Source organism: Pseudoalteromonas sp. GB43, assembly GCF_054923805.1.
Genome location: NZ_JBPCHJ010000001.1, coordinates 3142297 through 3155983, shown reverse-complemented (window position 1 = coordinate 3155983; position 13687 = coordinate 3142297). Strand labels below are relative to the sequence as shown.

Below are 13687 nucleotides of genomic sequence, written 5' to 3'. Positions count from 1 at the left end.
GCAACTCTTTACAACGAAAAGGCTCGGTGGTTAAGTTCAGTAAGACCAACCATTTAATCTTCAAAAAATTTATATGTGGGTCGTTAGCTCAGTTGGGAGAGCATCGCCCTTACAAGGCGAGGGTCACTGGTTCAAGTCCAGTACGACCCACCACATATAAACACTTCATTAAATACTTCATTTTTATTTCTAAATTAAAAAGCATCGCCACCCTTTACAAAACACAGGCTCGATGGTTCAAGTTCAGTACGACCCACCACATATAAAACCTCCTTATTTTATATCTAGTTTTCAAAAGCATCTCCTCTCTTTACAAAACACAGGCTTGATGATTCAAGTCCAGTACGACCCACCACATATAACAACCGCTTCTACTATCTAACTTCTACTATCTAACTTCTACTATCTAACTTCTACTATCTAACTTCTACTATCTAACTTCTACTATCTAACTTCTAATATCTAACTTCTAAAGTCTATTACTCATCACTTCTCACTTTATTGATATAGCCCAAAGCTAAACTTTAAATCGTTGCAAAAGCTGTAATTTGCCTTGTCAGCAGCTAGACTGTTTATTATAGTCACTGTTAACAATACTCGGTCGCAAGTCTAATGCCCGCAAAGATTTTTTCGAAAGCCAAAATATTAATAGTCGAAGAGCAAGCACTTGCTCAAAGCTATATGAAGCAGTCTCTAGAGGGATTGGGGTTTCGTCAGTTGCGATTTGCAGAACACGCTATTGCAGCCAAAGAACAGTGTCAAATAGAACAGTTTGATCTCATTGTTTGTTCTTTTAATCTAAGTAAACACCAGGATGGCTATCAGCTTTATGAAGAACTTAAAGTTAAACGCCTAATTAAAAACTCCACAGGTTTTATATTTATATCTGCAGAAACCAGTGGTTCTTTGGTTCATAGTGTTTTAGAGCTGCAGCCGGATGACTTTCTTGTTAAACCTTTTACTATTTACGACTTAAAAAATAGAATTGAAAAAGTTTTATTGCGAAAGCATCATCTAAAAAATATATACCAGTTGATTGATGATGAAAACGACTCAAAAGCTATAAAGAGCATTGATCAATTACTACAAAACAAATCGAATAGTTACAGTGCGATTTTATTGAGATTAAAAGGCGATGCCCTACTTCGTTTAAACAGAAATGAACAAGCCAAAGCATTTTTCAAATCTGTGCTCGATATTCAAAAATTTACATGGGCAAAAGTTGGTTTAGTGGAAGCTTTAATTGCAAATAATGAGCATACTCTCGCTCATAGAATGTTGAGGACTATGCTACAAAGGAGTGAAACACGCTTAGTAGCTCTGGATTTACTCGGAAAGTTAGAGATAAAGCTCAATAAATTTGATGATGCACAGCTTTTTTTCAGCCAAGCTGTTGAAATTGCACCTCGCAATATCGAGAGGCAAAAAACGCTTAGCCATGTTTCATTACTTAATCATGACTACGAGAAAAATTATTTAACCCAAAAAGATATAGCTAGTTATGCTAAACACTCAATTCACGACAACCCTGATGTGTACCTAAATGCGGCTCGTGCAGGGATTGATTTTGCCTTAACGACGGATCAAACCGATCAAGTTAATCGCATTTCAAGACAAACAAATCAATATTTGAGTGATTTAAAAAAACAATTTCCGAATAGTAATAATCAAACACAAATTGATGTTCTTAACGCACGTTTACATTATTTAAAAGATGAACATCAAAAAGCTAAAGCACTTATCAATCAACTTGATGAAAGTGACACTCAGATTCGTTCTGTAGATGGAGCGCTCGATAAAGCGAAAGCGTTTCATGAGCTTGGTTTTCACCATAAAGCACAGATGCTGTTTAACCAAATAATAACTCACTGTGAACGCCACCCGTCAGTAAGCGATCCGGTGTATTTACGTTATATTCAACAACAGCAAACTGAGCGACGTGATATTAAGCTTGGCCCGAAAGAGCTCAATAACCACGCTGTAACGCAGTTTAATAAAGGCCAGCTCAATACTGCGCTTGAGGCATTCACACAAGCATTTAGAATTATGCCTAAAAATGCCAGTATTGCGTTAAATCTGCTACAGTGTTTATTTGACACAAACAGTCAAGGGCAGTCTTTCAACTTAATGCTTGCAAGAAAGTGCTACACCCTCTTAGCGTCTCAGTCTTTAGAAGATGAACAAGCTATGAGGTTTGATAAAATAAAAGCACAAGCTGCCAAGTTAAATATCAAGCTTTCTGAATAACCCTCTTCGTGGAGCATCTTTTTGAAATTAATAAAGCATCTCCTTATTGCATCTTTCATAATTACAAGCCCTATTTGTTCAGCTTCTGCAATGTTGCAATATTGGCAGCAAGCCAAAATAAACTGGCAAAGTGAGTCTGGTACACATATCAACATATTAGCAGATGAGCAGCCTGCATTTTTGGCCCTAAAACCATATATCCCTCTATTTGAAGAGTTAACAGGGATATCTGTAGGTTTTCATGCCTTAGAACAATCTCAAATGCGTGTTCGTCGCCACCAAGATTTAAGTATGCATACAGGCCTCTATGATGTGCTGCCAATGGGTATAACCTTTTTAGGTGAAGCACAAAGTCGAGGTTGGATAAATCCCCTACAACCCTATATTGATAACCCAAAACTCACAGACAAAGCTTGGTATCAGTTAGAAGATATTAGCGAACGTAGCTTGGTCCTTTGTAAAATCAATGGCGCTTTATACTCGTTACCATTTGATTTTTCTGCACCGATTTATTTTTATCGTAAAGATCTGTTCGAGCACTTTAACTTAGCGGTACCCGACACGTACGAGCAACTACAAGAGACTAAAATTAAGCTTCAAAAGGCAATTGACCGCACCCCATCTTTAAATGGCATGCACGCATTTGCCTCCCGAACTCTGCCAGGTGCAGGATTAAACACTTGGACAGTGTTACCCATTATGCGTGCTTATGGTGCAGAAGTAATTGACGCGCAAGGTCAGTCTGTTTTTGATAGCCCTCAAACAGCGCAAAGTCTGCAAGCATACCGAGACCTTGTAACGGGATTCGGCAATCCTGATAACAGTCGCTTGCTGCACTTTTATGAAATTCGTCGACTATTTAAAGAAGGTCAACTTGCTTCGGCGTTTTTAGCCTCTCATTTTTATAATGAAATAGATACCGCTGAAGAATCAGATATTTGGAATAAATGGGAAGCCGCACCGTTACCAGCCGGTCCAGTCGCCCGTGAAACATCTCCTTGGTCTTGGGCATTCGCAATTAATAACCAATCAAATCAAAAAAAAGCAGCGTGGTTATTTATTCAGTGGGCAACCAGTGAGCAAACAGCGGCATTATTAAGTACAGGCGGCTCACCGCCAAGACAAAAGGTGTGGCACGAGAAACTATTTACTCTCGTAAACAAACCAGGCTTTAATAAAGCCATGTTATGGGTATTTGAGCATGCTACTCCTGACCGTTTGCAAGCTGGGATGGTTGAGTTTCCAGTTGTCGGTGAGCTTATATCGCAAACATTTAGTCAAATTTTTTATGGAGCAGACATAAAGCAATCAATAAAAGCTACTGATGCAAAAATTAATGTTAATATGCGGGCATTACAGACAAGGAGTGAAAATAAACAATGAGAGTCAGTATTGCTCATAAAATCCTACTCATTATTGGGTTTACTATTACGTTGATTTTAGGGGTAAGTACAACTTTACATGTTATTGAGTTAAAAGAGCAAACCTTGCTGAATATGAGTGAAAAAGCTAATGCCATCGTTTCACCTATGCTCTCAGAGATAAAGACCCTTACAAAAGACAATACAGTAGGTAGTTGGGTTTTAAAAATTCAAGGCATCACTCTTAAAGGTATTCTGGCAAATAATACATTTGATGATTTAAAGACAATCTACTTTATCGATCAGAATAACTTTATTGCCGCTCACCCTGATTACAGCAAAGTCGATACCTTAGAAACAAATCAAACGATAATAAAGCAGCTCAATCCAAAACAAAATTCTATCATCACTTTAGATCAACAATATGCTGTAGCAGTTCCAATCAATAACGCCCAAGATGAAAATATTGGCTATGTTATTGTTAGTTTTTCAGATATTGATTTAACATTAAAAACTAAATCAATTATCAGCAATGCTGTATCACTGTTCGCAATTTACTTACTTACTGCATTACTCATTGCTTATATCATTATACGCCGAATTATTTTACAGCCTATTGAGCAATTAGTTGAGTTTTCGCATGCAGTTACCACTGGCAATCTAAATTGCCCAATAAATATTAAAAGTCGTGATGAAATTGGCACTCTTGCCAGTGGTTTTAAAATGATGCGTGCTGCAGTAAGACAACAAATAAACAGCATGCATGAGCAACATAGTCAATTAGAAGAAACCGTTGCAAAACGAACTCAAGAATACTTGGATGCCAAAGAGCAAGCCGAGCAGTCAAACCAAGCTAAGAGCAGGTTCTTAGCGAATATGTCACATGAGCTAAGAACACCGCTTAATGCAGTATTAGGCTTCAGCCAATTACTCCAAGACAGTGAAACTGATAAAAATAAACGCCGCTATTTAGAAGCCATTTCAATCTCTGGCAGCTCTCTGCTAAACGTCCTCAATGATATTCTTGATTTATCTAAAATTGATGCAGGAAAAATGCAGCTGGACATGGAAAGGGTCGAAATTCCGACGATGTGCCATGAACTAAGTATGATGTTTTTGCAGCTCAGCGCTCAAAAGGATCTAGATTTACAGAATCACTTCACACCCTGAATTTAAAACCCCTGTTTTACTTGATAGCAATAAAGTTCGACAGGTACTGACAAACTTGATCAGTAATGCGATTAAATTTACCTCACATGGTAGCGTTAAAGTTCACTTTGACTTTGAAGAACGTGAAAATGATGGCCACTTTAATATAAAAATTCATGTCAAAGATACTGGCAAGGGGATCCCAACCGATCAACAAGCGCTGATTTTTAATGATTTTGAGCAAGTTCAAGGGCAACGCAGTTCTGAATTTGGTGGCACTGGGCTCGGTTTAGCTATATCTCATCGCTTTATAAAATTGATGGGTGGTGAACTATCTGTAATTAGTGAAAAAGATAAAGGTAGCGAGTTTATTGTATTGCTACCAAATATAGAATTTGCCGAATCAAAAACAGAGGTTAAACATCGAAATTACCCTGCTATTTCTAGTTATCATTTTAATCCAGCTCGTATATTGATAGTTGATGATATTCCATACAACCGAGAGTACTTGGAGTCATTTCTATCACGCTGGAGCTTTACAATAGATACAGCAATAAACGGTGAAGAGGCCTTGAAAAAGGTAGAAGAGAACCAACCTGATCTGATCATTATGGATCTAAAGATGCCAGTGATGGGTGGATTAGAAGCAAGTCAGCTAATTCGTAGTGATGATCGCTTTAAGCATATTCCAATCATTGCGGTTACAGCATCGGTATTAAAAGACGATAAGGCGCAATCCAGTATTTTGACAGACTACATAATTAGTAAGCCAATTCACCGTGAGCACCTTATTTTCATCATTGCCCAGTACCTAGATTAAGTATGGGTTAAACACGCATTAGTCGCGTTTTTTCATCGCTATGGCATTCATGCAATAGCGTAAACCACTTGGCGGCGGCCATCGGGGAATACATGTCCTAAATGTGCGTCGCAAACATTACAAACTGCTTCAATACGCTGCATACCATGGCTAGAGTCCGCGATATAGGCAATGCTTTCAACACTGCTTGGCTGAGTAAATGACGGCCAGCCGGTGCCACTATCGAACTTTTCATCACCGTCAAATAGTAAGTTGTCACAACATACACACGCATATTGACCAGGTTCAAATATCGTACATGAATCAGAGCTGTGAGGACGTTCGGTGCCTTTTAAGCGGGTAACATAGAATGCATCTTGTTCGAGCTCAGCTTGCCATTCAGATGGCGATTTTTCGACTCGACGTGGAGGTGTTGGGTTGCCGTTATGGGCAAACTCTAAAATATCTTGCCAAGTTAACATAGTGCTCCCTCAGGGTTGAATACAACAGTTGCACAGTACATCACAAGCCCTACTAAGGGCAAGCAGCATGCGTCTAGTGATTAATGTGTTTGCAGCCGGATATCTATTTGTGCACGTTCACGCTCAGAAAGTAGCTGTACTAAATGGCTATTAATTTGGCTGCTAGCAACACTCAATACTGCAGTTATTTGCTGGTCGTTGACATCCGTTACATGGATTATACCTTCGCCGATTTCAATCTGCTTAATTTGGCCAATTAAAACAAACTCAGCTTTGCGTTTAAAATCGAATAAACCAGCCAGACTAATCAGTGCTAGCTGATTTACATCACGCTTTAGTAAATCCGTAATGGGGTTACGCGCTACAAATAACGGAGTCACTCGATATAAGCTTGATAACGTAATAAAGCCCCATAACATCACAAACAACGAAAATGCAGCACTGTGCCAAAGTGGCGTAAATACCCATAAAGCAATTAATACCAGCGCGATAGTGAGTGAAATTTTTGCTAAAAGCTTATTAATTGCCAACATATTGCAGCCCTACTTTTTTTCAAATTGGATCTGGCCAATCATTAAAAAAGACCGACAGATATCTGCTTTTTAATAAATATAACAGTACCCATAACACCAGTACCATTTGACAGGCTAAAAAAAACGAAAACTGATAATGACTGTGCGCAGCCTGATAGGTTAACCAACTTAAATCTGTGATGGCACACAAAATTAATGGCCAGCGCATAAAGCGCCATATAGACGCGAGACGTTTTGCACTTTCAGCATTTTCTTGAGGTCGGCGTAAACAAAAGATCACCGCCGGTAATAAGGCGATTGCTGCTATAGCAATGGCTGTAAAGAAATCGCTTTTCGACTTAAAAAACAGCGACATGATATCTAAATCAGGGCGACGGCTGAGCGCCGCCATAATCCATATAAAGTAACTGCGTAACAATACTAACAAAGTTAAATGAAACGCTACTGGGGTTCGATAAGTGCCATGTTTATCCCAGTATTCTGGCCCGTAGCGATTCATATTTGGTTCTTCTTATCAGCAATGATGCCGAGTACCAAAAACGCAGCTGTAAGTGTAAGCGCCAGCCATTTAACACCGAGTAGCATTAGCAACTTACTTAAAAATGGAGTTACAAACACCACAAGTAAGCCCATACCAAACCCTGTGACCAGCACAAAGCAAAGCACGCGTATAATAAAGTGACGACGCGCGACAAAGCGCTTGGTCACTTTAATAATGTCGTTTGCATACAAGGATAAAAAGCACACCACCAGCAGTAATGAAATATTGTAAAGGTGTGGTTGCAGCCAGCTGCCGATTGTTAAAGCAACTGACGACAGTGCCTGCAATAGACTATCCATTGTGCTCACTTAAAAGCGCAATAAGATCAGCCTCAGTTAACACATCAATGCCTAGGTCTTGTGCTTTGGTTAATTTTGAGCCCGCTTTTTCACCTGCAATCAGCGCATCTGTTTTCGCCGATACACTACCCGATACTTTTGCACCTAACGCTTGTAAACGCGCTTTTGCATCATTACGGTTAAGCTCGCTTAATGTGCCAGTCAGCACGTAAGTTAAGCCCGCTAATGGCTGCGCATCGGCACTTGGCGCGGTTAATTCTGGCCAGTGAATACCTTGCTCAACTAACGCATTTACAACTGCCATATTGTGCTCTTCGCTAAAGAAGCCACGTACATGCTTGGCAACAATCTCACCCACGTCGCTTACTTCAGTTAACGCATCAACGCTTGCTTGAGTGATTTTTTCTAGTGTTAAAAAGTGGTTTGCTAAGTTTTGCGCGGTTGCTTCACCCACTTCGCGAATACCTAACGAGTATAGGAATTTAGCTAAGGTTGTTTGCTTAGCATCTTGCAGCGCATTAACTAAGTTCTTAGCAGACTTTGGACCCATTCGCTCTAGTGATTCAAAATGCCCTTGTTTAAGGATAAATAAATCAGCAGGTGTTTTGATCAGTTCACGGTCAACGAGTTGATCAACAATTTTGTCGCCTAAACCATCAACATCAAGGGCTTTACGTGACGCAAAATGTTTAATTGCTTGCTTGCGCTGCGCTTGGCACACTAAACCACCGGTACAGCGGGCAACCGCTTCACCTTCAATGCGCTCCACATGTGAGTCACAAATTGGGCAGGTAGCAGGGAATTCAATGTCTTTCGCATCGTCAGGGCGACGCTCAAGGACAACTTGGGTAATTTGCGGAATAACATCACCCGCACGGCGAATAATCACGGTATCGCCAATTTTAACGCCTAAACGGGCAATTTCATCACCATTATGCAGCGTTGCGTTAGATACCGTTACGCCCCCCACAAATACCGGCTCTAATCGTGCTACAGGGGTAATTGCGCCAGTGCGCCCTACCTGAAACTCAACATCAAGTAATTGGGTGATTTCTTCTTGCGCAGGGAATTTAAAAGCAATTGCCCAGCGCGGCGCACGTGCCACAAAGCCTAAACGCTCTTGGTGTTTTTTGTCGTTAACTTTTATTACCACACCGTCAATTTCGTAGGCAAGGCTACTTCGACGCGTCAATATATCTTGGTAATAATCAAGTGCAGCTTGCTGGACCTTCAACCAGTTTTGTTTCTGGGCAAAGTGGTAAACCCCAATCGGTCAGTTTAGCCAGTTGTTGATAGTGATCTTCTGGTAACTGCCCATCGGCAACAAGCCCAGTGCTGTAGGCATAAAACATCAGTGGACGTTTTGCTGTTACTTTAGAATCAAGCTGTCGTAAGCTACCAGCCGCAGCATTACGCGGGTTAACAAAGACTTTGTCGCCACGTTTTTCGGCTTCACTGTTTAGTTTGACAAAACCAGCGCTGTCCATAAATACTTCACCGCGCACTTCAAGCTCTGCTGGAAAGTCATCGCCACGTAACTTAAGCGGCACATTACGAATTGTTTTCACGTTTTGGGTGATGTTTTCACCTACCATGCCATCGCCACGGGTAGCTGCTTGAACTAAAACCCCATCACGGTAAATAATTGATACCGCTAAACCATCAAGCTTTGGCTCACAACAAAAAGTCAGCTCCTTGTTGTCCATTAAACGCTCTTTGATACGGCGGTTAAAGGCGGCAAACTCTTCTTCTGAAAACGCATTATCAAGTGACAGCATGGGCACTTGGTGAGTAACTTGCTCAAACTTATCAAGTGCAGCACCACCGACTTTTTGGCTTGGTGAGTCTGGGCTTTGAAACTCAGGATTAGCTTGCTCAAGGGCGCTTAATTCGCGCATTAAACGGTCATATTCAGCATCAGGAATGCTCGGTGCATCCAGCACATAATAATTATGGTTATGCTCTTCTAACTGGGCACGAAGTTGGCTAATTTGCTCAAAGATAGGGCTGGACATGAAAACCTCAAAAATCTACATAAAAAAGCCACTTCGACGACTTAACGCCAAGTGGCCTAATACTTATACTCGGTGTGTGCGATTATGCTGAAAAACTACGAACTTTCTCAACATACTCACGAACGCTTTCAACCGTCATTTCTTCACGGTTGCTATCTAAAATCGTTGCACCAAATTCATCGGCTAGCTTTTTAGCTGCACTGTGCAACATGTTGAATGCACTTAGACCGTCGCCATCACATGGTAAGGTCATAAATAAGCTAACACCTGCCGTACTAAACTGTTCCATATTATCAATATCGAACGTGCCTGGGTTGTACATATTCACTAAACGGAATAACACCGTATGTGCCAGCTGGGTCTAAATGACGGTTAAAGAAACCTTCTTCAGAATACTTAAAGCCTAACATATTAACAGCTGGCAATAATTGGCTGCCATCCATTGTTAAACCTTCTGGCATTTGTAAATGCACAATAATGAAATCGGTTGGAGCTTGTGCATCAGCAGGTTCTTCTTCAGCTTCTTGTTGCTTAGCTTCAGGCTCTTCAACAACCTGTTCTGAAACAGCTGGTTCGTCGTGACTTTCTGCTGAAAAGCTTAAATCACCAAACTCTGGCTCATCACGTTCTTGCGGTTTTGCAGTTGCAGGCTCTTGAACCTCGCTGGTTGTTTCGTTCGGTTCAACCCGTTCAACTGAAGGCGTATCTGGGCTGTCCTTTTTACGCACCGACCATAAGCCGTGAATTAATAAACCACCAATGACAAATACACTGATTACGATTAAAGCCCATCTTAATTCTTCGGCCATCCCCTCACCTTTATTATTTGATATGCCTAAATTTTATGCATGTGCCATTTGCACAGCTTGTTCTATATCTACAGCGACCATACGTGATACACCTGGTTCCGCCATAGTTACACCGGTCAATCTGCCTGCCATTTCCATAGCAATCTTGTTATGACTGATATAAATAAATTGTACTGATTGTGACATCTCTTCTACCAAACGGCAAAAACGACCCACGTTCGCATCATCCAATGGCGCATCCACTTCATCTAGCATACAGAATGGAGCTGGATTGAGCCTGAATATTGAAAACACCAATGATAATGCGGTCAGCGCTTTTTCTCCACCACTAAGCAGGTGAATTGTCGAATTTTTCTTGCCTGGTGGCCTTGCCATGATGCTCACCCCACTTTCAAGTAAATCATCACTGGTCAATTCAAGGTAAGCACTACCGCCACCAAACACTTTTGGGAATAACTCCCCAAAGTCTGTATTTACTTGTTCAAAGGTCGCCTTGAAACGATTTTTTGTTTCTCGGTCGATTTTTTGAATCGCCCCTTCAAGGGTATTTAATGCTTGTGTTAAGTCATCAAGCTGCTGATTTAAATAATCGCTGCGCTGTTTAGCCTGCTCAAACTCATCTATTGCCGCTAAGTTCACCGCGCCAAGTTCATTTAATGCTTGCGTGGTTTTTGTAAGCCTCGTTTGCATGCTATTTAAATTGGCATTGTCAGGCAGTTCTTCAAGTACTGTTTTTAAATTTTGTTCCAGTTCTTCAAGTGGCTCTAACGCAGCTTGCGCCTTCACAATTAAACTTTGCTCATCCAGCGCCAGTGCTTGCAACTGCTCTTGTAACGTCACCAACTCAGATTGCGATGATTTCAGTGCTGTTTGCTTATCAGCAAGCTCCTTTTTAGCTTGACTCAAGGCCGCTTGCAAGTTTTTCAGCTCAACGTCACTTTGTTGATGCTTTTCAAGCAATAGCATAATCTGCTCTGCTACTTCTTCAAGCGGGATCACTAGCTCTTCTAGTTGCTCGTTGAGCTCTAATACAGCTTCACTGGCAGCACTTTGGGCGGCATTTGCATGCTGAAGTTTGGTTTCGCTAAGTTGACACTCACTGCGAGCTTTTTGTTCAGTCAAATTAGCTTGATGGGCTTGCGTTTTATATTGCTCAAGCATAGAAGCCACTTGGCGATAGCGGTTATTTGCCTCACCTTGTTGGTGTTTTGCTTGCTCTAACTCAGTTTCAAGTTCTAATTGCTGCTCTAACAATTGCTCAAGTAAACACTGCTGCGTTTGTTGCTGTTCGTCAGCATTTTGCTTTTGTTCAGCCAGTAAGGTTTGACGCTGTTGTAACTTAACAAGCTGGTTTTGCCACTGGGTTTGCTGCTCTAATAGCATATCGCGTCGAGTGCTGGCAGATGCAATCTGCTGAGCCGCTTGGTGAATTCGCTCTCTGTATTGCTCTTTATCGGCGATAAGCGTTTTCTTGTGAGCTAGATGCTCATTTAGCAATTGCTGCTTAGTTTCTAATTGCTCGTTGAGTTCTTCATCTAACTGCTGTGCATCACTAAGCTGAGCATGCTTTAAAAGCAAAGAATTGTCGGCGTCTTTATTAGCATCGGTATGAAAGTTACGACCATGCATACAGCCTTCTTCATCAATCACAGCCAGCCAATATGGATCCGCCAAAATAGCGTCATCAAAACAAGGTTGAAATGCAAAGCGGGCTAATAAGTCAGGGTAAGCACCCGATTCGATATAATTAGCTAATGACTCTTTTGGTAACTCATCATCAGATGCAAACCAAACACTGTTAGGCTCTTTATGTTGACTGACCTTTAGATGCTCAAGGCCAAGTAGGGCTTGTTCAATTAGTGGCTCAAAGCCAGAAGCCACCTTTAACTGCGCCAATAGAGAGACACTTTCGCTATCGGTTTGCTCTGATAACACAGAATTAAGCGCAGCTATGCTGGCTCTATTTTCATTGCTGTGCTGCTGAACCCGCTTTAAATCCTGCTCTAAGTGCTGTTGTTCTTTATCCGCTTGTTCTAGGTTTTGAGTGAGTTTATTTAGCGCACTTTGTTGCTGCGCAAGCTCCTTCGTCAGTGTTTGAATATGCTGTTGTTGCTCTGTAATTTGCGCTGCAACTGGGGTCGCTTCGAGTTCACTAATTTCAGCGGCAAGTTGTGTCTGCTGAGACTCAAGTTGCGCAACAGTCTGGGCAAAGTGAGCCTGTTGATTCTTTGCAACATTAATATCACTGCTATGAGCTTGGCTTTTCTGTAAGGTACTTTGATATTGCTCATTGGCGCTTTGCGTTTGTTGCTGCTGTAGAGCAACTTGCTCTTCAACCTCTGCAACTTGCTCAGCGCACAGTAAACTTTGCTCAATCGCTTCTTGTAGCTGCTCTTGTAAAATGGCGGCTGAAGCGTGTTGCTCTTCTTGCAACTCTTTATTTTGTAACTGCAGTTGTTGCTGTTTGATAAGGTTTTGGCTAAGTGTTTGCTGTTGCTGCTTTAAACTTATCTGTTGCTGTTCTTTGCGGGTTAACTCTGTATGAGTTTGATGCTGAGCCTGCTGGGCGTCTTGCAGTTTTTGCTGCTCAAGTTGCACCTGATTTTCAAGACTTGCTAAAACATCATCGTGGCCAGAGTGCGCTTCTCTAAAGAACTGAATTTGCTCTTTAAGTTTATTGATTTGCTCAGCTTTATCGATTTGTTGTTGGTGTAACTTCTGCCACTTTAAAACCGCAATTTGCCCTTTTAAAGTGCGCTCAGTGGCTTTTAGCTCTCGGTATTTTTTTGCATCGACTGATTGCACTGCAAGCTTATCGAGCTGTGTTTGCAACTCTTGCCTTACATCAAGCAAACGTTCAAGGTTTTCGCGGGTACTTTTAATGCGGGTTTGCGTTTCACGACGACGCTCTTTATATTTTGAAACCCCCGCTGCTTCTTCTAAAAAAACACGTAAATCAGCCGGTTTGCTCTCTATTAAACGCGATATCATGCCCTGCTCAATAATCGCATAACTGCGCGGGCCAAGACCTGTGCCTAAAAAGATGTCGGTAATATCACGCTTACGGCATTTGCTGCCATTTAGAAAATAAATTGACTGGCCATCTCGAGTCACTAAGCGTTTGATCGCCACTTGGTTTCGATCAGCAAAGGTATTCGGTAAATGACCACTGGTGTTATCAAACACCAACTCAACAGAGGCTTGTGAAATTGGCTTTCGATTAGTTGAGCCGTTAAAAATAACATCGGTCATGGCATCGCCACGTAAGTTTTTAGCTGAGCTTTCACCTAGCACCCAACGCACTGCATCAATGACATTTGATTTGCCACAGCCGTTCGGGCCGACAACACACGTCATCTGATCAGGGAATGGGATCTTAGTGGGTTCAACAAACGATTTGAAACCCGCTAATTTTATGGTGCTTAAGCGCATCTAATTGTTTTACCGATTTT

Annotated in this window: 8 protein-coding genes, 1 tRNA gene and 3 pseudogenes; 5 read left to right on the top strand and 7 right to left on the bottom strand. The window is 41.3% G+C overall.

What is annotated here, in order from left to right:
* Window positions 1-77 precede the first annotated feature (77 nt).
* The 5 genes from ACRWSG_RS15020 (at window position 78) to ACRWSG_RS15000 (ending at window position 5577) form a co-directional block, all read left to right on the top strand.
* Window positions 78-153 (top strand) — tRNA-Val (locus tag ACRWSG_RS15020).
* Window positions 154-612: 459 nt separating this feature from the next.
* Window positions 613-2247, top strand: coding sequence for a response regulator (locus tag ACRWSG_RS15015; protein ID WP_166341475.1), 1635 nt, complete (start codon window positions 613-615; stop codon window positions 2245-2247).
* Between the two features lie 90 nt (window positions 2248-2337).
* Window positions 2338-3630, top strand: coding sequence for an extracellular solute-binding protein (locus tag ACRWSG_RS15010; RefSeq protein WP_462166625.1), 1293 nt, complete (start codon window positions 2338-2340; stop codon window positions 3628-3630).
* Window positions 3627-4778, top strand: coding sequence for a histidine kinase dimerization/phospho-acceptor domain-containing protein (locus ACRWSG_RS15005; RefSeq protein ID WP_462166623.1), 1152 nt, complete (start codon window positions 3627-3629; stop codon window positions 4776-4778). The genes ACRWSG_RS15010 and ACRWSG_RS15005 overlap by 4 nt, the downstream gene beginning before the upstream one ends.
* Window positions 4753-5577, top strand: a complete 825-nt coding sequence (locus ACRWSG_RS15000) for an ATP-binding protein (protein WP_462166955.1) — start codon at window positions 4753-4755, stop codon at window positions 5575-5577. Before ACRWSG_RS15005 ends, ACRWSG_RS15000 begins: the two co-directional genes overlap by 26 nt.
* A gap of 18 nt (window positions 5578-5595) precedes the next feature.
* On the opposite strand, the pseudogene msrB reads toward ACRWSG_RS15000, so the two are convergent.
* The 7 genes and pseudogenes from msrB to ACRWSG_RS14965 all read right to left on the bottom strand — a co-directional run bounded on the left by msrB (window position 5596) and on the right by ACRWSG_RS14965 (window position 13667).
* Window positions 5596-6038: pseudogene (gene msrB, locus ACRWSG_RS14995) on the bottom strand (peptide-methionine (R)-S-oxide reductase MsrB).
* Between the two features lie 80 nt (window positions 6039-6118).
* Window positions 6119-6571, bottom strand: coding sequence for a hypothetical protein (locus ACRWSG_RS14990; RefSeq protein ID WP_054553710.1), 453 nt, complete (start codon window positions 6569-6571; stop codon window positions 6119-6121).
* A 19-nt stretch (window positions 6572-6590) separates the two neighbouring features.
* Window positions 6591-7070, bottom strand: a complete 480-nt coding sequence (locus ACRWSG_RS14985; RefSeq protein ID WP_462166621.1) for a DUF2919 domain-containing protein — start codon at window positions 7068-7070, stop codon at window positions 6591-6593.
* A complete protein-coding gene (locus ACRWSG_RS14980; RefSeq protein WP_054553712.1) occupies window positions 7067-7411 on the bottom strand; it encodes a DUF3392 family protein in 345 nt (114 codons plus the stop codon). Before ACRWSG_RS14980 ends, ACRWSG_RS14985 begins: the two co-directional genes overlap by 4 nt.
* Window positions 7404-9426, bottom strand: a pseudogene (gene ligA, locus ACRWSG_RS14975) (NAD-dependent DNA ligase LigA). Before ligA ends, ACRWSG_RS14980 begins: the two are co-directional and overlap by 8 nt.
* 82 nt (window positions 9427-9508) lie before the next feature.
* A pseudogene (gene zipA, locus ACRWSG_RS14970) lies at window positions 9509-10235 on the bottom strand (cell division protein ZipA).
* 33 nt (window positions 10236-10268) lie between these two features.
* The gene (locus ACRWSG_RS14965; RefSeq protein WP_462166620.1) at window positions 10269-13667 is read right to left on the bottom strand and encodes a chromosome segregation SMC family protein; all 3399 of its coding nucleotides are present in this window, start codon (window positions 13665-13667) and stop codon (window positions 10269-10271) included.
* Window positions 13668-13687 lie beyond the last annotated feature (20 nt).

What these genes read in the sequence shown, in the direction of transcription:
- ACRWSG_RS14980 (WP_054553712.1), bottom strand. Translation starts at nt 7,411, where the DNA reads ATGGATAGTCTATTGCAGGCACTGTCGTCAGTTGCTTTAACAATCGGC.
- ACRWSG_RS15015 (WP_166341475.1), top strand. Translation starts at nt 613, where the DNA reads ATGCCCGCAAAGATTTTTTCGAAAGCCAAAATATTAATAGTCGAAGAG.
- ACRWSG_RS15005 (WP_462166623.1), top strand. Translation starts at nt 3,627, where the DNA reads ATGAGAGTCAGTATTGCTCATAAAATCCTACTCATTATTGGGTTTACT.
- ACRWSG_RS14965 (WP_462166620.1), bottom strand. Translation starts at nt 13,667, where the DNA reads ATGCGCTTAAGCACCATAAAATTAGCGGGTTTCAAATCGTTTGTTGAA.
- ACRWSG_RS14990 (WP_054553710.1), bottom strand. Translation starts at nt 6,571, where the DNA reads ATGTTGGCAATTAATAAGCTTTTAGCAAAAATTTCACTCACTATCGCG.
- ACRWSG_RS15010 (WP_462166625.1), top strand. Translation starts at nt 2,338, where the DNA reads ATGTTGCAATATTGGCAGCAAGCCAAAATAAACTGGCAAAGTGAGTCT.
- ACRWSG_RS14985 (WP_462166621.1), bottom strand. Translation starts at nt 7,070, where the DNA reads ATGAATCGCTACGGGCCAGAATACTGGGATAAACATGGCACTTATCGA.